The sequence below is a fragment of the Rhodanobacter koreensis genome (assembly GCF_054782855.1).
The window spans coordinates 71321-88559 of the sequence record NZ_BAAGRR010000002.1; the positions used below are offsets into that span (position 1 = coordinate 71321).

The 17239-nt window shown below is 64.8% G+C and carries 16 protein-coding genes and 1 tRNA gene; 13 read left to right on the forward strand and 4 right to left on the reverse strand.

Features of this window, described 5'->3' with window-relative positions; all coding sequences use genetic code 11:
- Nucleotides 1–23: 23 nt before the first annotated feature.
- From pheT to ACYVKM_RS06065, 5 genes are all read left to right on the forward strand, one after another.
- Nucleotides 24–2402, forward strand: a complete 2379-nt coding sequence (gene pheT / locus ACYVKM_RS06045) for a phenylalanine--tRNA ligase subunit beta (RefSeq protein ID WP_460876667.1) — start codon at nt 24–26, stop codon at nt 2400–2402.
- A 1-nt stretch (nt 2403) separates the two neighbouring features.
- Complete coding sequence (gene ihfA, locus ACYVKM_RS06050) at nt 2404–2703, forward strand: integration host factor subunit alpha (RefSeq protein WP_077442396.1); 300 nt, start codon at nt 2404–2406, stop codon at nt 2701–2703.
- Nucleotides 2684–3040 carry a MerR family transcriptional regulator gene (locus tag ACYVKM_RS06055; RefSeq protein ID WP_007804493.1) on the forward strand — a complete coding sequence of 119 codons (357 nt, stop codon included), beginning with the start codon at nt 2684–2686 and terminating at the stop codon, nt 3038–3040. The genes ihfA and ACYVKM_RS06055 overlap by 20 nt, the downstream gene beginning before the upstream one ends.
- Before the next feature lie 71 nt (nt 3041–3111).
- Nucleotides 3112–3188 (forward strand) — tRNA-Pro (locus ACYVKM_RS06060).
- A gap of 124 nt (nt 3189–3312) precedes the next feature.
- Entirely contained in the window at nt 3313–4062 is a 750-nt protein-coding gene (locus tag ACYVKM_RS06065) for a hypothetical protein (protein WP_460876669.1), read from the forward strand.
- Between the two features lie 51 nt (nt 4063–4113).
- On the opposite strand, the gene serA is transcribed toward ACYVKM_RS06065, so the two are convergent.
- Entirely contained in the window at nt 4114–5346 is a 1233-nt protein-coding gene (gene serA, locus ACYVKM_RS06070) for a phosphoglycerate dehydrogenase (protein ID WP_460876670.1), read from the reverse strand.
- 120 nt (nt 5347–5466) lie between these two features.
- Here serA and ACYVKM_RS06075 point away from each other — a divergent pair, with 120 nt between their 5' ends.
- Complete coding sequence (locus ACYVKM_RS06075) at nt 5467–6858, forward strand: FAD-binding oxidoreductase (RefSeq protein ID WP_460876672.1); 1392 nt, start codon at nt 5467–5469, stop codon at nt 6856–6858.
- Between the two features lie 62 nt (nt 6859–6920).
- Nucleotides 6921–7877 (forward strand): prolyl aminopeptidase, encoded by a 957-nt coding sequence (gene pip, locus ACYVKM_RS06080; protein WP_460876674.1) that lies wholly within the window; start codon nt 6921–6923, stop codon nt 7875–7877.
- Nucleotides 7878–8087: 210 nt separating this feature from the next.
- Here pip and upp read toward each other — a convergent pair whose 3' ends face one another.
- The 3 genes from upp to ACYVKM_RS06095 form a co-directional block, all read right to left on the reverse strand.
- The gene (upp, locus tag ACYVKM_RS06085; protein ID WP_460876676.1) at nt 8088–8732 is read right to left on the reverse strand and encodes a uracil phosphoribosyltransferase; all 645 of its coding nucleotides are present in this window, start codon (nt 8730–8732) and stop codon (nt 8088–8090) included.
- A 118-nt stretch (nt 8733–8850) separates the two neighbouring features.
- Nucleotides 8851–9237, reverse strand: a complete 387-nt coding sequence (locus tag ACYVKM_RS06090) for a PsiF family protein (RefSeq protein WP_460876677.1) — start codon at nt 9235–9237, stop codon at nt 8851–8853.
- A 188-nt stretch (nt 9238–9425) separates the two neighbouring features.
- Nucleotides 9426–10922, reverse strand: a complete 1497-nt coding sequence (locus tag ACYVKM_RS06095) for an aminotransferase class III-fold pyridoxal phosphate-dependent enzyme (protein WP_460876678.1) — start codon at nt 10920–10922, stop codon at nt 9426–9428.
- 291 nt (nt 10923–11213) lie between these two features.
- Here ACYVKM_RS06095 and ACYVKM_RS06100 point away from each other — a divergent pair, with 291 nt between their 5' ends.
- The 6 genes from ACYVKM_RS06100 to tgt are packed head-to-tail and all read left to right on the forward strand — an operon-like array spanning nt 11214 to nt 17136.
- Nucleotides 11214–12143 (forward strand): ABC transporter ATP-binding protein, encoded by a 930-nt coding sequence (locus tag ACYVKM_RS06100; protein WP_460876680.1) that lies wholly within the window; start codon nt 11214–11216, stop codon nt 12141–12143.
- Nucleotides 12144–12156: 13 nt separating this feature from the next.
- Nucleotides 12157–12936 (forward strand): ABC transporter permease, encoded by a 780-nt coding sequence (locus ACYVKM_RS06105; protein WP_460876682.1) that lies wholly within the window; start codon nt 12157–12159, stop codon nt 12934–12936.
- 44 nt (nt 12937–12980) lie between these two features.
- Nucleotides 12981–14201 (forward strand): sensor histidine kinase, encoded by a 1221-nt coding sequence (locus tag ACYVKM_RS06110; protein ID WP_460876683.1) that lies wholly within the window; start codon nt 12981–12983, stop codon nt 14199–14201.
- A gap of 53 nt (nt 14202–14254) precedes the next feature.
- Entirely contained in the window at nt 14255–14857 is a 603-nt protein-coding gene (locus tag ACYVKM_RS06115) for a response regulator (RefSeq protein ID WP_460876684.1), read from the forward strand.
- Between the two features lie 33 nt (nt 14858–14890).
- On the forward strand, nt 14891–15955 hold the full coding sequence (queA, locus tag ACYVKM_RS06120; protein WP_460876685.1) for a tRNA preQ1(34) S-adenosylmethionine ribosyltransferase-isomerase QueA: 1065 nt from the start codon (nt 14891–14893) through the stop codon (nt 15953–15955).
- 26 nt (nt 15956–15981) lie between these two features.
- The gene (tgt, locus tag ACYVKM_RS06125; RefSeq protein WP_460876687.1) at nt 15982–17136 is read left to right on the forward strand and encodes a tRNA guanosine(34) transglycosylase Tgt; all 1155 of its coding nucleotides are present in this window, start codon (nt 15982–15984) and stop codon (nt 17134–17136) included.
- Nucleotides 17137–17239: the final 103 nt, after the last annotated feature.

Genomic DNA, 17239 nt, shown 5'->3' on the forward strand with positions numbered 1-17239 from the left:
CTGGGCCAGCAGGAAACGACACGATGAAATTCTCCGAAAACTGGCTGCGCGAACTGGTCGAGATCAAGGCCGATCGCGCTGCACTGGCCCATGCGCTGACCATGGCCGGACTGGAAGTGGAAGAACTGACCGTGCTGGGCGAAGGCCTGGCCGGCGTGGTGGTGGCCGAGATCGTCGCCGCCGAGAAGCATCCCGAAGCCGATCGCCTGCAGGTGTGCAAGGTGGACGTGGGGCAGGGCGAGCTGCTGCAGATCGTATGCGGCGCGCCGAATGCGCGTGTGGGCATCAAGGTGCCGCTGGCTACGGTCGGCACGAACCTGCCGGGAGGCATCGCGATCAAGGCAGCCAAACTGCGTGGCATCGAATCGTTCGGCATGCTGTGTTCGGCGAAGGAACTCGGCGTGGATGCCGATGCCTCCGGTCTGCTCGAGCTTCCGATCGATGCACCGGTCGGACAGCCGTTGGCCGATTACCTGGGGTTGCCCGACGCCAGCTTTGAGCTGAAGCTCACGCCGAACCGCCCGGACTGCCTGGGGCTGGTGGGTCTTGCGCACGATGTCGCTGCCTTGTTCAGCAGTGCTGTGAAAGTGCCTGCGCAGGTGGCCGCACCGGCGACGGGCACAGCAAAGCGCGGCATCCAACTGCAGGCGGGCAAGGACGCGCCGCGTTATCTGGGACGTGTCGTCGAGGGCATCGATCCCGCTGCACGCACACCGCTGTGGCTGGCCGAGCGCCTGCGCCGAGCCGGCATGCGGCCGATCAGCGCCGTGGTCGACATCACCAACTACGTGATGCTGGAACTGGGCCAGCCGCTGCACGCGTTCGACAACAATGCGCTGCAGGGCGACATCGTGGTGCGTTACGCGCATGCCGGTGAGACGCTGAAATTGCTCGACGGCAGTGAAGCTAGGCTCGACGAAGGCTTCGTGCTGATCGCGGACGAGCACAAGGCATTGGCGGTAGCCGGCGTGATGGGCGGTTTCGACTCGCGCGTGACTGACACCACCCATGACATTTTTCTGGAATCCGCGCATTTCGCGCCGGCCGCGATCATGGGGCGTGCGCGCAAGCTGGGCTTGCACACGGATGCTTCGCATCGTTTCGAACGCGGTGTCGACCCGGAGCTGCCACGCCGCGCGCTGGAACGTGCCACCGAGCTGCTGCTGTCGATTGCCGGCGGCAAGGCCGGGCCTGTGCTGATCGCGGAGAACCTTGCCGATCTTCCGAAGCCGGCGGCCGTGACGCTGCGTCGTGCACGCCTCAAGCGCGTGCTGGGCGTGGACGTGGCCGATGCGGAGGTCGCGCGCATCTTCACCGCGCTGGGCATGCAGGTCGAATCACAAGCGGATGGCTGGCGGATCACCGCGCCGAGTAGCCGTTTCGACATTGAACGCGAGGAGGACCTGATCGAGGAAGTGGCACGGATCTTCGGCTACGACAACATCCCCACGCATTCGCCGGCCGGCGCACTGGCGCTGGCGATCGAGCCGGAAGCGCGCATCAACGAATTGGCGCTGCGCGAGCAGTTGGCCGCGCGCGGCTACCACGAAGCGGTGAACCTTTCCTTTGTCGCGGCGGACCTGTTGACGCGCTGGGGCTTCACCGAGCAATTGGTGCCATTGGCCAATCCGTTGTCGACGGATCTGGCGATCATGCGCCCCTCGCTGCTGCCGGGCCTGATCGAGGCGTTGCGGCACAACCGTGCGCGGCAACAGGAGCGCGTGCGACTGTTCGAGGTGGCCCGGGTATTTGCGGCGGGCGATCCGCCGGTGGAGACCCCGAGCCTGGCGATCGTTGCCTGCGGCAGTGCGCGTGGCGAACAATGGGGCGAGCCGTCCCGTCAGCTCGATTTCCACGATCTCAAGGGCGATCTCGATGCCCTGATCGCCTGGGGTGGCGAGCCGCGGCGATGGTCGGTACATGCCGACGGCTTGCCAGGCTGGCTGCATCCCGGCCGCGGCGCAAGGGTGGTACGCGACGGCGAAACCGTCGGTTACCTCGGCGCGTTGCATCCGCAACTGGCCAAGGCGCTGGATCTGGGACCTGACGTGCACGTGCTGGAACTGGCGCTGGAGCCCCTGCTGGCGCGCCGCCTGCCGCTGGCACAACCGGTTCCGCGATTTCCTGCGGTACGCCGGGACATTGCGATGGATTTGCCGGAAGAGGTCAACTGGTCACAGATTGAGCAAACCGTTCGCGGCAGTCTTGGCGCGCGCCTGCAGGAACTGCGGCTGTTCGACCGCTACAGCGGCAAAGGGGTCGAAGCAGGCCGAAAAAGTCTCGCTATGGGCTTGATTTTACAGGACGCTTCACGCACCCTTACTGACGACGACGCGGACCGTTGCGTACGAGAAGCGATAGCTGCGTTGGAGCAGACATGCAAGGCAAAGCTGCGAGGATGAAATGGCGCTGACCAAGGCGGAAATGGCCGAGCGGCTTTTCCTCGATGTAGGCCTCAACAAGCGTGAGGCGAAGGAATTCGTGGACGCCTATTTCGAGGTGGTCCGCGAGGCGCTGGAAAATGGGGAGCAGGTGAAGTTGTCCGGTTTCGGCAATTTCGATCTGCGGCTGAAGAACCAGCGGCCGGGGCGCAACCCGAAAACCGGCGAGGAGATTCCGATCTCCGCGCGGCGCGTGGTGACGTTCCGGCCGGGACAGAAACTCAAGGTAAGAGTCGAGGGCTATGCTGGATCAAGGGAATAACACCGAACTGCCCGCCATTCCGGCCAAGCGCTACTTCACCATCGGTGAGGTGGGCGAGCTTTGCGGCGTGAAACCCCATGTGCTGCGCTACTGGGAACAGGAGTTTCCTGCGCTCAATCCGGTCAAGCGCCGCGGCAACCGGCGCTATTACCAGCGCCACGACGTGCTGATGATCCGGCAGATCCGTTCCCTGCTGTACGACGAGGGCTTCACCATCACCGGCGCACGTGCGCGGCTGGAAGGCCCGCAGGCGCGGATGGAAGCGAGCATGTCGCACCAGATCGTTCGTCAGGTGCGGATGGAACTGGAAGAAGTATTGACCTTGCTGCGTCGCTGAGAGTTCGCATGCCCGTGATGGCTTCCGGCGTGGCCCGGTGAGCTGCTAGACTTGCGGACTTGCTGATCAGTCGGGGCGTAGCGCAGCCTGGTAGCGCATCTGCCTGGGGGGCAGAGGGTCGTCGGTTCAAATCCGGCCGCCCCGACCAATTCGCAAGGATCACGTGACGGCGCCCAAGGGCGCCGTTGTCGTTTGTCACACGCGACGTTGCGGCTGGCGACGAGCTAGGCTGTGCCGGATATCACCAGCCAGACCTAACCAGGAGGTTGCGCATGCCATTGAACAGCTGTCACCCGGATGCCCCGCACATCAAGTTGAAGGCGCCTGACTGGTATGTGTCGGCACTGATGCTGGACCGGGCGCTGGACGCAATCCTGCGCCGGCTCAAGAAGCTCGATCGCGAACATGACATTCCCTACCTCGCCGGTTACAGCAAGGATGGCAAGACCATCTACATCGACCGTCACCTGCCGAAGAGCTTCACTTTCCGTGGTCGTACGGTCGAGGTGGATCGTTTCCTGATCCTGCATGAGGAGGTGGAGAAGACGCTGATCGACCAGCTCGGCCTGCACTATCTGCATGCCCATCAGATCGCCACCCGCGCGGAAGAGGCGGCGGTGAATGCCGAGCGTGTCACCTGGAAGGCGTATGACCGCTTCATGCAGCAATACGTGAAGTCGATCGGCGACGAACGCCTGGTCAAGGTGCCCGCGGATCTTGATCTGAAGCCATACCGCGACTACCACGACTACGACCTGATGCAGCGGATGGCGCAGCATATCGATCGTGCGCCAGGTGCCAGTGCAAAATTGCGCGAGGAGCTGAAGGAGTATGCCGCGGCGTTCCGCGAGGAACACCGGCTGGAGCGGCGTCATGCATCGGCCGGAAAGCCCGTGGCCAAGGCTGCTGCAGCCGGCGGGAACGGCGGCAAGCGTACTACTGCGAAAACCCCGGCCAGGAAGCCGGCAGCCGCAAGAACGACGGCCTCCGTGCGCGGCAAGCCTCGTTCGTCAATCACTTGATGCAGGTGGTCGTGCGGCAGCCCGTGCGAGTGCACGGACTGCCGCACGCGATCAATACAGGACGCGGCTGCGCAGGGTGCCGGGAATCGCCGCCAGTTGTCCCTTGAGCTCGCTGGCCTGCTGCGCGTCTGCACTGACATCGATCACCACGTAGCCGACCTCGCTGTCGGTCTGAAGGAACTGTGCATCGATGTTGATGTTGCCGGCCGAGAACAGTTCGTTGATGCGCGACAGCGTGCCCGGCACGTTGCGGTGGATGTGCAGCAGGCGTCGGCTGTGCGGGTGTTCGGGCAGGGTGACTTCGGGGAAATTCACCGCCGACAGGGTGGAGCCGTTGTCGCTGTAGCGGATCAGCTTGCTGGCCACCTCGATGCCGATGTTGTCCTGCGCCTCCAGCGTGCTGCCGCCGATGTGCGGGGTGAGGATGACGTTGTCCATGCCGACCAGCGGCGAGACGAAAGCGTCGTCGTTGCCCTTCGGTTCGAGCGGGAAGACATCCACCGCGGCACCGGCCAGGTGGCCGTCGCGCAGCGCCGCGGCCAATGCGTCGATGTCCACCACGCTGCCGCGCGAGGCGTTGATCAGCATCGCGCCGGCGCGCATCCTCTCCAGTTGTTCGCGCCGGATCATCAGCTGCGTAGCGGGGGTTTCCGGCACGTGCAGGGTGACTACGTCGGCGCGCTCCAGCAGCTCGTCGAGACTGGAAACCGCGCGGGCATTGCCGAGCGACAGCTTGGTTTCGACGTCGTGGAAGATCACGCGCATGCCAAGGCTTTCGGCCAGCACGCCCACCTGGGTACCAATGTGGCCATAGCCGACGATGCCGAGCACCTTGTCACGTGTCTCGAAACTGCCGGCGGCCGATTTGGTCCAGCCGCCGCGGTGGCACAGCGCGTTCTTCTGCGGGATGCCGCGCAGCAGCATGATCGCCTCGGCGATCACCAGCTCGGCCACGCTGCGCGTGTTGGAGTAGGGCGCATTGAACACCGGCACGCCGAGCTTTCTCGCGGCGCCCAGATCCACCTGGTTGGTACCGATGCAGAAGCAGCCTACCGCGAGCAGTCGCTTGGCCTGTGCCAGCACATCTTCCGTGAGCTGGGTGCGCGAGCGGATGCCGACGATGTGCGCGTCGGCGATGCGCTGCCGCAGCTCGGCCTCAGGCAACGATTTTGCGTGCAGTTCGACCTGGCTGTAGCCGGCGCGGTGAAAGCTGTCGACCGCGCTGGCGCTGACACCCTCCAACAGCAACACCTTGATGTCTTGACGAGGGTAGGAGGTCTGCATGGGAAGGCCTGGGCGGGAAGGAGTGCTTACTATGCCAGAGCCGGAGGCGAATTGCGGCACTGCAGCACTGGACGTGACGCGATGCGGCTGGCAGGCTGTGGGGACACTCTGGAGTCCCGCATGTCCGACGTCCGCCTTGCCGACCTGTCCAGCCGGCTGCCCGATTTGCGCCTGCTCACGACGGCGGGAGACCTGGAGCATTACGGCCGTGACTGGACCCGGCGCTGGACGCCGGCACCGCTGGCAATTGCCTTGCCGACGAGCATCGACGAGGTGCAGGCGATCGTACGCTGGGCCAACGAACAACGGGTGGCAGTTGTCCCGTCCGGCGGCCGTACCGGATTGTCTGGTGGCGCGGTGGCGGCGAACGGCGAACTGGTGCTGAGCCTGGAGCGGATGAACCGCGTGCTCGATTTCGATGCGGTCGATCGGACGCTTACAGTGCAGCCGGGCATCATCCTGCAGGCCGTGCACGAAGCAGCCCGCGGGCATGACCTGATCTATCCGGTCGATTTCGCTGCGCGGGGCTCATGCTCGATCGGCGGCAATATCGCCACCAACGCCGGTGGCATCCGGGTGATCCGCTACGGCAATACGCGCGAGTGGATCGCCGGGCTGAAGGTGGTGGCCGGCAACGGCGAGCTGCTGGAGTTCAACCGCGGCCTGATCAAGAACTCCAGCGGCTACGATTTCCGCCAGTTGCTGATCGGTTCGGAAGGTACGCTGGGCATCGTGGTGGAAGCGACCTTGAAGCTCACCGATCCGCCGCCGCCGTCGCAGGTCATGCTGCTGGCGTTGCCGGACATGGATGCCTTGATGCGGGTGTTTGCGCTGTTCCGCGCGCGGCTGACGCTGCAGGCGTTCGAGTTCTTCACCGATCATGCGTTGAAGCATGTACTGGCGCATGGCGCGCAGCGCGCCATCGACGGCGACTATCCGTATTACGTGGTGACCGAGTTCGATGCTGCCGACGAACGGACGCAGGACGCCGCACTGGCGGCGTTCGAACATGCACTGGACCAGGGCTGGGTCGGCGATGGCGTGATTGCGCAAAGCGAGGCACAGGCCTCCGCGTTATGGCGGCTGCGCGAAGGCATTACCGAAAGCCTGGCGCCGCGACGACCGTACAAGAACGACGTGTCGGTGCGGGTCAGCGCGGTACCGGCCTTCCTGCACGAGATGCAGGCGCTGTTGACGCGCGAGTATCCACGGATCGAGGTGGTCTGGTTCGGCCATATCGGCGACGGCAATCTGCACATCAACGTGTTGCGGCCAGACGACTTGGCCGAGGGTGCGTTCATCGCGCAGTGCGAGCATGTCACCAGGTTGCTGGCGGCCACCCTGCAGCGCCACGGCGGCAGCATTTCGGCGGAGCACGGCATCGGGCTGGTCAAGCGGGACTATCTGGAGAGCACGCGCAGTGCAGCGGAAATCGCACTGATGCGGGGTGTACGCAAGGTGTTCGACCCGAACGGCATCCTCAACCCGGGAAAGCTGTTTGCGGACGGCTGAGGGCTCGGAATCGAGGCGCATGTTAGTCTAGGCGGCTTGTCAGTTGGTCTTGAGGAGCCGTCATGTCCCCGCCGCTTCGTTCGCTTTACCCCGAGATCGAGCCGTTCGACAGCGGCTTTCTCAAGGTATCCGCGCTGCATACGCTGTACTACGAGCAGAGCGGCAACCCGAACGGCAAGCCGGTGGTATTCCTGCATGGTGGCCCGGGTGGCGGCACCAACGCGAAGTGCCGGCGCTTCTTCGATCCGGCGATCTACCGCATCGTGCTGTTCGACCAGCGCGGCTGCGGCAAGTCCACCCCACATGCCGAACTGACCGACAACACCACCTGGGATCTGGTTGCCGACATCGAGCGCCTGCGCGGACATCTGGCAATCGATCGCTGGCAGGTATTCGGCGGTTCGTGGGGCTCCACACTGGCGTTGGCGTATGCGCAGACACATCCGGACAAGGTGACCGAGCTGGTGTTGCGCGGCATCTTCATGCTGCGCCGCTGGGAGCTGGAGTGGTTTTACCAGAAGGGTTGCGACGCGCTGTATCCGGATGCCTGGGAAACCTATCTCGACGCGATCCCGGAGGTCGAGCGCGGCGATCTGATGAGTGCCTACCATCGCCGTCTGACCAGCACCGACGCGAAGACACGTACCGATGCTGCGCGCGCCTGGTCGGTGTGGGAGGGTGCCACCAGCTTCCTCTGGCAGGATCCGTCACACATCGAATCCAGTGCCGGAGACGAATTCGCACTGGCGTTCGCGCGCATCGAATGCCACTACTTCGTCAACGGCGGTTTCTTCGAGCATGACGACCAGCTTCTGCGCAACGTCGATCGCATCCGCAAGATTCCGGCGGTGATCGTGCAAGGGCGCTACGACGTGGTCTGCCCGCTGCGCAGCGCATGGGATCTGCACCGTGCATGGCCGGAGGCCGATTTGCATGTCGTGCAGGATGCGGGGCACTCCGCGTTCGAACCGGGCATCCTGCATGAGTTGGTGGAGGCGACCGACCGCTTCGGTCGCTAGTCCCGATTGCTTCGGGAGTGGCAGGACGGGTAATGACGACGGCTTTTCCTTAAGGCCCCGACGCAGCGGGCAATGCCCGCCCTACAACGCAGCTGCCTCAGGGAACCCCGAAAGATCCCCGATGCCATCATCCCGGCGTGACAGCTTCGCCGTTGTGAAGCGATCCCGGCCTTCGCCGGAATGACGATAGATGGTTATTCGAGGCTTCGTTCAATCGTTCGCCGGCAGTTGCTTGGTACCGAAGATCTTGTCGCCGGCGTCGCCGAGGCCGGGCAGGATATAGCCGTGCTCGTTGAGGCGCTCGTCGATCGATGCGGTGTAGATCTCGATGTCCGGATGGACGGCCTCGATGCGCTTGAGGCCCTCCGGCGCGGCGACCAGGAACAGCCCCTTGATGCGTTTGCAGCCGGCCGCTTTGAGCATGTCGACGGCAGCGATCAGGGTGCCGGCGGTAGCAAGCATCGGGTCGACGATAAGCGCGATGCGTTCGTCCATGCGCCCGCTGAGCTTTTCGTAATAGGCGACGGGTTTCAGCGTCTGCTCGTCGCGCTGCACACCGACCACGCTGACCTTGGCCGAGGGGATCATGTCGAGCACGCCGGGCAGCATGCCGAGACCGGCGCGCAGGATCGGCACGATGGTGATCTTCTTGCCCTTGATCCGCCGTACCTGCAGCGGGCCGGCCCAGCCGTGGATCTGCTCCGCGATGGTTTCCAGGTCCTTGGTGGCTTCGTAGGTGAGCAGTGCGGCCACCTCGGAAGCCAGCTCGCGGAACTCCTTGGTGCTGATGCCGGCGTGGCGCATCAGGCCGAGCTTGTGCTGGATCAGCGGATGGCGGACTTCGACGATCTTCATGGGTGACTGTCTTCAACGGCAGCGCATGGTGCGCGACAGTCAGGGAGCTTAGCGAAGCGGCCCTGCACACGCACGCATGAGCATGCTTGCGTGTGCAGTAGCCGATACAGTCAGGGTATTACGGTGTGGCGGGGGCGCTGGCGCCACCTTTCAGACAGCTGCTCATGAATGCCTTGTGCGCCGCGCCGGTGGGTGCCTTGAGCTTGGCGTCGGCGTTGCAGCTCTTCATCTTTTCCTGCTGGGTCTGCTTGGCCGACATCGGTGCGGCTGCGGCAGGTGCCGCTGCGGCGGTGCTTTCACCCTTCAGGCAGGAACTCATGAACGTCTTGCGGTCGGCCCCTTTCTTGCCGGTAGCCTGTTTGTTGCAATCGGACATGCGCTGCTGCGATGAACTGAGCGTCTTGGCGGCAGGGGCGGTCGTGCTGGCCTGCGGTGCCGCGGCGATGGCAGCGCCCGCAAAGGCGAAAGCGGCGCTGATGGCCAGCAGGCGTAGTGAGATCGACATGGTGGAGTCCTCCCTAGGTGACCGGCAGCTGCCGGCGAGGCAAGTCTATGCCGGCTGACGACTGCCATGGAAGGTTGCCAGGTATCGGATGCACACAATATTCATCTACGGCAACGCAGCCTGACTGCATTGCCGTAGCCAGGGTCTGAGCAAAGCATCTGCTCAGGTTGCCGGAGCTTGGGAAGCGATCAGGCCGCTTCGGCCTTGGCCTTGCGTGGACCTTCCAGCAACGCCTTGCGCACATGCGCCACGACCAGGTCGATTTCGGCACTGGTGACGTTGAAGTGCGGGGTGAAGCGCAGCGAGTTGACGCCGCCGTGGATCACGCCCACACCGTGCTCGCGCATGTACTCCTCGGTGGAATCGGCGCCATAGCACTTGTACTCGGGCGCCAGCTCGCAGGAGAACAGCAGGCCGGTGCCCTGCACCTTGGTGATCAGGCCGCCCAGTTCGTTCTTCAGCGCATTGAGCTTGTCGACGAATTCCCTGCCGCGCTCGCGGATGTTGTTGCGCACGTCATCGCTCAGTTGACCGATCGTGGCCAGCGCCACGTCCAGCGCCCGCGGGTTCGCGGTCATGGTGTTGCCGTAGATGCCCTTGCGGTACAGGCCGGCGGTGCGCGCGCTGACGGCCAGCACGGACAGCGGATACTGGCCGCCGTTGAGCGCCTTGGAGAAGGTCTCCATGTCCGGCGCCGGCAGCTTCTCGAAGCCCGGGTAGTCGGTGATCGACAGCACGCCATGCGCGCGCAGGCCGGCCTGGATCGAATCGACCAGCAGCAGGGTGCCGTGTGCCTCGGTCAGTGCGCGTGCCGCCTTGTAGAACTCCGGGGTCACCGCACGGCCCGGATCGCCTTCGCCCATCACCGGCTCCAGGAACATCGCCTCGATGAACCAGCCGTGCCGGTCGGCGTCGGCAAATGCCGCTTCCAGCTGCGCGATGTCATACGGCGCAACGGTGAGCAGGGTGTCCTCGTGCCGGTAGCTGGCAAGATGCTGCTGGTAGGTCTTGCGGCTGGAATCGGAGTACAGCGCCGGCTTGTCGGTACGGCCGTGGAATGCACCTTTCACCGCAAGCCGCTTGATCGTGCGGCCGGCATAGCGGGCACCGGTGTCGGTCATCAGCTTGGCATTGACATCGGCAATGCGGCAGGCCAGCGAGACCGACTCCGAGCCGGAATTCAGGCACAGGTAGCGTGCATACGGACTGCCGCCACGGTTGCGGCCGAGCTCCTTGTTGAGCGCGGCGGTGAATTGCAGCTGCGACACGCTGGGCGACATCACGTTGGCCATCACCTGCGGGCGGCTCAGCGCTTCGAGGATCGCCGGATCGTTGTGGCCGAAGCCGAGCATGCCGTAGCCGCCGTTGTCATGCACCACGGCACCTTTCAGGGTGACCACCCAGGGACCGCGCGCAGCCGCCGCCAGGTACGGGTTGATCGCGTCGTCCGGGTAGAAGTTGACGAAGCTGGCCTGGGCCTGGGCGAGCTGCTCGGCTTCATCCAGCTTGAGGAAGTCTGCCAGCTCGCCGCGCAATTCGCGGTGGCGTGCCACGGCTTCGGCAATCGCCTGGACCAGCAGGGGATCGTTCGCCGCCATGCGCTCGATGCTGGCATCGTCCAGACCGGTGGTCCGCGGCTTGCCGCCGAATTCGCGCAGTTCGCGCAGCTGGTTGATCACGCCCATGATGAATCCTCCGTAGCTTCGCCGGGCGGCACGCAGGGCCGGACTGGCGGACATTAGTGAAGCATTGAGGAAGCACGCTTCGACCGTATTTTCTCAATGCTTTCAGACATTTCAGGCCGTCAATCAATATCTTCCGGACGGCTTTATCCCTCACAGGATACCTTGCGACGCCGGCGGCCGTAACCCCGTGCCAGGGCGGCAGGTGACGGCTGTCACCCCCGATGGCTGACGCCGGCGACTGCCCGCCGCGCCTTGCCCCGCGCAGGATGGATGGCACTGGAGGAGATCCCCATGCCACATGCCAACGACCCGCTGGCCCGTCTCGATGGTGCCGTCAAGCGCTATGCCACCCTAACCGCGCTGGATGGTGCCCATCTGCAGCTGCGGCGCGGCGAACTGCTCGCGCTGCTTGGCCCCAACGGTGCCGGCAAGACCACGGCGATCGGCCTGCTGCTGGGGTTGATCCGTGCGGATGCCGGCACGGTCGAGCTGTTCGGACAGGATCCGCAGCGGATCGAGGCACGCCGGCGCATCGGCGTGATGCTGCAGAACGCCGAGCTGCCGGCAACGTTGCGGGTAGGCGAGCTGCTGCGACTGACCGCCAGCTATTACCCGGTGCCGCGGACCCTGCCGGAAACCGCCGAACTGGCCGGTGTCGCCGACCTGCTCAAGCGACCCTATGCGAAGCTTTCCGGCGGCCAGCAGCGGCGGGTGCAGTTTGCACTGGCCTTGTGTGGCCGGCCCGAGCTGCTGTTCCTGGACGAGCCCACCGTGGGCATGGATATCGAGGCGCGACAGAAGCTGTGGGCAGCGATACGCCAGCTGATTGCCGAAGGTTGCTCGGTGCTGCTGACCACACATTACCTGGAAGAGGCCGAGGCACTCGCCGACCGTGTGTGCGTGATGGCGCATGGCCGGGTGATCCATGAGGGCACGGTCGACGAGCTGCGTGCGCGGGTGGCGATGAAGCGAATCCGCTGCCTGAGCGCGCTGCCGGCCGACGTGGTGCGTGGCTGGCCCGAAGTCAGTGAAGTACGCCGGGACGAGGAGCGCCTGCACATCACCGCCGCCGATGCAGAACTCGTGGTACGTCGATTGCTCGACGCCGACCACCATCTGCGTGAACTGGAAGTGCAGCGGGCCGGTCTGGCCGAGGCCTTCACCGAACTCACCCGTGATGCCGGCGAGGCGTCGGTCAACGAACAGCGCGAGGCTGCCTGAAATGGAAACCATCATGTCTATCGGCGAACTGGCACCTGACACGGCGATGCCGCGCCGTCGCATCATCGGCGCCTATCTGGAAGAGGCACGCAGCGAATGCCTGCGCTACATGCGTGCACCCGGTTTCATGCTGCCGATCATGTTGTTTCCCGCGATGTTCTACCTGCTGTTCGGCGTATTGATGGCCAAGTCGAATGGCCCCGATGCGGCGCGCTACCTGCTGGCCAGCTACGGTGTGTTCGGCGTGATGAGCCCCGGCCTGTTCGGCTTCGGCGTATCGTTGGCACTCGAGCGTGACGGTGGTCTGCTGACCTTCAAGCGAGCGCTGCCGATGCCTCCGGGAGCATATCTGCTTGGCAAGATGCTGATGGCGATGGCTGCCGCCACCGTGGTCATCCTGTTGCTGTTGGCCATGGCTCTGCTGCTGGGGCATGTGACGTTGAGCCTGTCCCAAGCCGGTGCGCTGTTGCTCACCGGTGCATTCGGCGTGCTGCCGTTCTGCGCGCTGGGCATGTTCGTCGGCACCCTGATCAAGGGCCAGGGCGCGCCCGGCATGCTGCAGCTGATCTATCTGCCGATGTCGTTCATGTCCGGCCTGTGGTTCCCGTTGCCGATGTTGCCGAAGTTCCTGCAGCAGATCGCGCCGATATGGCCCAGCTACCACCTCGACCAGCTGGCGCTGGCGGCGGTGGGCATGAAACAGGGGCCGTTGTTGCCGCACGTACTGACGTTGTGCGGGTTCGCCGTCGGGTTCCTGCTGCTGGCGGCGCGGCGCCTGCGCCGGAACGGTTGAAGTAGGATGCCAGGCATGTCCATCCAGCAGCGGTCGGCCACAGCATGATTCCAGCCTTCATCGCCCGTTGGTTTGCCCCGGCCCCGGATTCCGATGTGGCCGAAGACATTCGCCGCGGCAAGTCGCCATGGGCCGACAGCGTGCACTTGCTGTGGTCGTTCTGGATCTTCATCACGCCGCTGTTCGGTAATGGCTTGCGCGGTTACACCCTGAGCTGGCTGCTGTTCACGCTGGGTTCGTATCCGGTGTTCCTGCTGCTGTTCGCCAAGGTCCAGCTGGCGCCGCGGCGCACGGCGCATTTCTATGCGTGGGGCATGGCGGCGTTGTGCTTCGGCTTGATGCGCTGGTATCCGAGCGGCCTCAGCTATTTCGTTTATGCCTGCGTGATGCTGGCCCATTGCGACATGCGGCAGCTTCGCAACCTGGTGATCCAGGTGCTGCTGCTCAACGCAGTCTATGTGGGGCTGGCGTGGTGGATTGGCTATCCCTCGTCGCTGCTGGTGATCATGCCGACCACGGTCTTCGCCGTCTGTACCATTGTCGCGGTCGAGCATCTCAACAAGGAGAAAGACGCGGCACTGAGCCTTTCGCATGACGAAGTGCGCCGGCTTGCCGCGACGGCGGAGCGCGAGCGGATCGGGCGCGATCTGCACGACCTGCTGGGGCATACGCTTTCACTGATCACGCTGAAGCTGGAACTGTCGCGCAAGTTGTTTGACCGCGATGTCGACGCGGCCCGACGCGAAGTGGAGGAGGCCGAGAAGGTCGCGCGTCATGCGCTGGCCGAAGTGCGCAGCGCGGTCACCGGCATCCGTGCCACCGATCTGGCCGCCGAACTGGCCTCGGCGCGCTTGTTGCTGGAATCCTCGCGCGTGCATCTGGAGTACGGTTCGCTGCCGGTGGATCTGCCTGTCGAGATCGAGCGCGGCCTGTCGCTGGTGTTGCGTGAAGCGGTCACCAATATTGCCCGTCACGCCGGTGCCAGCCGTGTACAGGTCGAACTGGTGCGCGAACATGCCAACGCCTGCATGCAGATCAACGACAACGGTCTGGGTGGTGTCACCAGCGACGGCAACGGCATCTGCGGCATGCGCGAGCGCGTACGTGCCATGGGGGGCAACCTGACCATCGAGTCGCCGCGCGGCAACGGCACGCGCCTGCGGGTGGTTGTGCCGGTGCCGGTGCTGCGTCTGGTGGAGACGTCGCGGAATCCGCCGGCTGCCACGTCGCCGGTGCGTGCTGCACCGGAATATCCTGCGGCTTGATCGCCGCGACGCTGGTCCTGGGCCAGCTCCTTTTTGGATGAGCAGGTAATGGCATGATTCGCGTGTTGCTGGCCGAGGATCAGGCGATGGTGCGTGGTGCCCTGTCGGCACTGCTCAAACTGGAGTCCGACATCGAGGTACTCGGTTCGGCTGCCGACGGCGAGGCGGCGTGGCGCGAGCTGCAGCGACTCAAGCCGGACGTGCTGGTCACCGACATCGAGATGCCCGGCCTGACCGGGCTGGAGCTGGCGCAGCGTATCCAGCGCCAGGAGCTGCCGATCAAGGTGATCATCGTCACCACCTTCGCCAGACCAGGTTTCCTGCGTCGTGCACTGGATGCCGGCGTGTCCGGTTATCTGCTCAAGGATGCGCCTGCCGAAAATCTTGCCGAGGCACTGCGCACCATCCATCGTGGCGGTCGCGCCATCGATCCGCAGCTCGCCCTGGAGGCGTGGTCGGAAGCCGACCCGTTGAACGACCGTGAGCGCCAGGTGTTGCGGTTGGCCGGCGAAGGCCAGTCTGCCGGCGACATCGCCACGCAGTTGAACCTGTCACATGGCACCGTGCGCAATTACCTGTCCGAGGCGATCGGCAAGCTCGGCGTCGCCAATCGCATCGAGGCGTACCGGCTGGCGCGGCAGAAGGGCTGGCTGTAGCGAAATGCACAAGGGCCGGCGTGCTGCGGGATAATGTCCCGTTTCCGCCGGCTGGCCGAGTACTCCTTGAAGAAGTCCGATTTCGATTTTGAACTGCCCCCCGAGCTGATCGCGCAGGCGCCGTTGCCCGAGCGTTCGGCCAGCCGGATGCTGCTGCTCGATGTGGCGGCGCAGTCGCGGCAGGACCGCATGTTCCGTGAGTTGCCCGGGTTCCTGCGGCCCGGCGACCTGCTGGTGTTCAACGACACCCGCGTTCTGCCGGCACGCCTGTACGGGCGCAAGGAAAGTGGCGGTGCGGTCGAGATCCTGATCGAGCGGGTCACCGGTGCGCACGAGGCCACGGTGCAGCTCGGCGTCAGCAAGAAACCGAAGGAGGGTGGCCGGATCGAACTGGCCGACGGCAGCCATGCGGTGGTGCTGGGACGTGACGAAGGTTTCTTCCGGCTGCATTTCGAGGCGCCGGAACCGTTGGAAAAGCTGCTGCTCAAGCTCGGCGAGATGCCGCTGCCGCCCTACATCGAGCGGCATGCCGACGCCAGCGACATGGAGCGCTACCAGACCGTGTTCGCGCGCGAACCCGGTGCCGTGGCCGCGCCGACCGCCGGGCTGCATTTCGACGAAGCCATGCTGGCGATGTTGCGCGAACGCGGCATCGAGTTCGGCTACATCACCCTGCATGTGGGCGCCGGCACGTTCCAGCCGGTGCGTGCGGACGATCTGAAGGATCACCACATGCACCGCGAGTGGCTGAACGTCGGTGCCCATCTGATCGGGCAGATCCGTCGTACGCGCGCGAACGGTGGCCGGGTGATTGCCGTCGGCACCACCGTGGTACGTGCGCTGGAAAGCGCCAGCAAGGACGGCGAGCTGCATCCGTTTTCGGGTGAGACGCAGATCTTCATCTTCCCCGGCTACCACTTCAGCAGCATCGACGGGCTGCTCACCAACTTCCATCTGCCGCAATCGACCCTGCTGATGCTGGTGTCGGCACTGGCCGGCCGCGAGTTCATGCTCGACGCGTATCGCCACGCGGTCGAGCAGCAATACCGCTTCTTCTCCTATGGCGATGCCATGCTGATCCTGCCGCAGGGCTGCTGAGTGGTGGCAACGGTTAAACTGGGCGGATGACTGCCATGAATTTCGATCTGCTCGCCACCGACGGCGCTGCCCGCCGCGGCCGCCTCAGCTTTGCCCGCGGCGCGGTGGAGACGCCGGCGTTCATGCCGGTGGGCACCTATGGGTCGGTCAAGGCGATGACGCCGCGCGACGTCACCGAGACCGGTGCCGAGATCATCCTGGGCAACACATTCCACCTGTTCCTGCGGCCGGGGCTGGAGATCGTCGAGAAGTTCGGCGGACTGCACAAGTTCATTGGTTGGGACAAACCCATCCTCACCGACTCGGGCGGCTTCCAGGTGTTCTCGCTGGCGCACAAGCGCAAGATCACCGAGGAGGGCGTGACGTTTGCCTCGCCGGTCGACGGTTCGAAGGTGTTCCTGTCGCCGGAAGTGTCGATGCAGATCCAGAAGACGCTGGACTCGGACATCGCGATGATCTTTGACGAGTGCACACCGTATCCGGCGACTGAGAAAGTGGCGTCCGATTCGATGGAGCTGTCGCTGCGCTGGGCCGAACGCTCGCGCCGGGCATTCGATGACCTGCAACGTGTCGATTCAAAGCCGCCGAATGCGCTGTTCGGCATCGTGCAGGGCAGCGTGTACGAGAACCTGCGCCAGCGCTCCGCGGCTGGGCTGGTGAAGATCGGCTTCGACGGCTATGCGGTCGGCGGCCTGGCGGTCGGCGAGCCGGAGGCCGAGCGCAACCACGCGCTGGATTTCACCGTGCCGTTGCTGCCGGTCGACAAGCCGCGTTACCTGATGGGCGTGGGCCGTCCGGAGGACATCGTCGAGGCGGTGCGCCGCGGCATCGACATGTTCGACTGCGTGATGCCGACCCGCAACGCGCGCAACGGCTTCCTGTTCACTGCCGAGGGCACGCTGCGCATCCGCAATGCCAAGTACGCCACCGACACCGGCGTGATCGAAGAGGGCTGCGACTGCTACGCCTGCAGTCATGGTTTCAGTCGTGCCTATCTGCGCCACCTCGACCGCTGCAACGAGATCCTCGGCAGCCAGCTCGCCACCATCCACAACCTGCGCTACTACCAGCGCCTGATGGCGGGCCTGCGCGAGGCCATTGCCGGCCGCAGGCTGGATGCCTTCGTGGTGGAGTTCTACGCCCGGCGGATGGTCGATGCCACGCCGCCGCCGGGGGACTGACGCGTGGCGACAACGGGGCGCCGCCTCCGCCCGATCCGGCCTGGACGGGCTTGCAACGGGCAGGCGGTGCCCACAATACGAAATGGCACAGGGTCCGGGGTGC

Bases quoted from the DNA above. Each gene is read 5' to 3' on its own strand.
- ACYVKM_RS06095 (WP_460876678.1), bottom strand. From the start codon at position 10,922: ATGGGCGTGATCAACCAGCTGCGCGAACTGCGCGAATTCGGCGGCAAG.
- tgt (WP_460876687.1), top strand. From the start codon at position 15,982: ATGACTGCCATGAATTTCGATCTGCTCGCCACCGACGGCGCTGCCCGC.
- pheT (WP_460876667.1), top strand. From the start codon at position 24: ATGAAATTCTCCGAAAACTGGCTGCGCGAACTGGTCGAGATCAAGGCC.
- serA (WP_460876670.1), bottom strand. From the start codon at position 5,346: ATGCAGACCTCCTACCCTCGTCAAGACATCAAGGTGTTGCTGTTGGAG.
- pip (WP_460876674.1), top strand. From the start codon at position 6,921: ATGTCCCCGCCGCTTCGTTCGCTTTACCCCGAGATCGAGCCGTTCGAC.
- ACYVKM_RS06065 (WP_460876669.1), top strand. From the start codon at position 3,313: ATGCCATTGAACAGCTGTCACCCGGATGCCCCGCACATCAAGTTGAAG.
- ACYVKM_RS06110 (WP_460876683.1), top strand. From the start codon at position 12,981: ATGATTCCAGCCTTCATCGCCCGTTGGTTTGCCCCGGCCCCGGATTCC.
- ACYVKM_RS06100 (WP_460876680.1), top strand. From the start codon at position 11,214: ATGCCACATGCCAACGACCCGCTGGCCCGTCTCGATGGTGCCGTCAAG.
- ihfA (WP_077442396.1), top strand. From the start codon at position 2,404: ATGGCGCTGACCAAGGCGGAAATGGCCGAGCGGCTTTTCCTCGATGTA.
- ACYVKM_RS06075 (WP_460876672.1), top strand. From the start codon at position 5,467: ATGTCCGACGTCCGCCTTGCCGACCTGTCCAGCCGGCTGCCCGATTTG.
- ACYVKM_RS06105 (WP_460876682.1), top strand. From the start codon at position 12,157: ATGTCTATCGGCGAACTGGCACCTGACACGGCGATGCCGCGCCGTCGC.
- queA (WP_460876685.1), top strand. From the start codon at position 14,891: ATGTCCCGTTTCCGCCGGCTGGCCGAGTACTCCTTGAAGAAGTCCGAT.
- ACYVKM_RS06055 (WP_007804493.1), top strand. From the start codon at position 2,684: ATGCTGGATCAAGGGAATAACACCGAACTGCCCGCCATTCCGGCCAAG.
- upp (WP_460876676.1), bottom strand. From the start codon at position 8,732: ATGAAGATCGTCGAAGTCCGCCATCCGCTGATCCAGCACAAGCTCGGC.
- ACYVKM_RS06090 (WP_460876677.1), bottom strand. From the start codon at position 9,237: ATGTCGATCTCACTACGCCTGCTGGCCATCAGCGCCGCTTTCGCCTTT.
- ACYVKM_RS06115 (WP_460876684.1), top strand. From the start codon at position 14,255: ATGATTCGCGTGTTGCTGGCCGAGGATCAGGCGATGGTGCGTGGTGCC.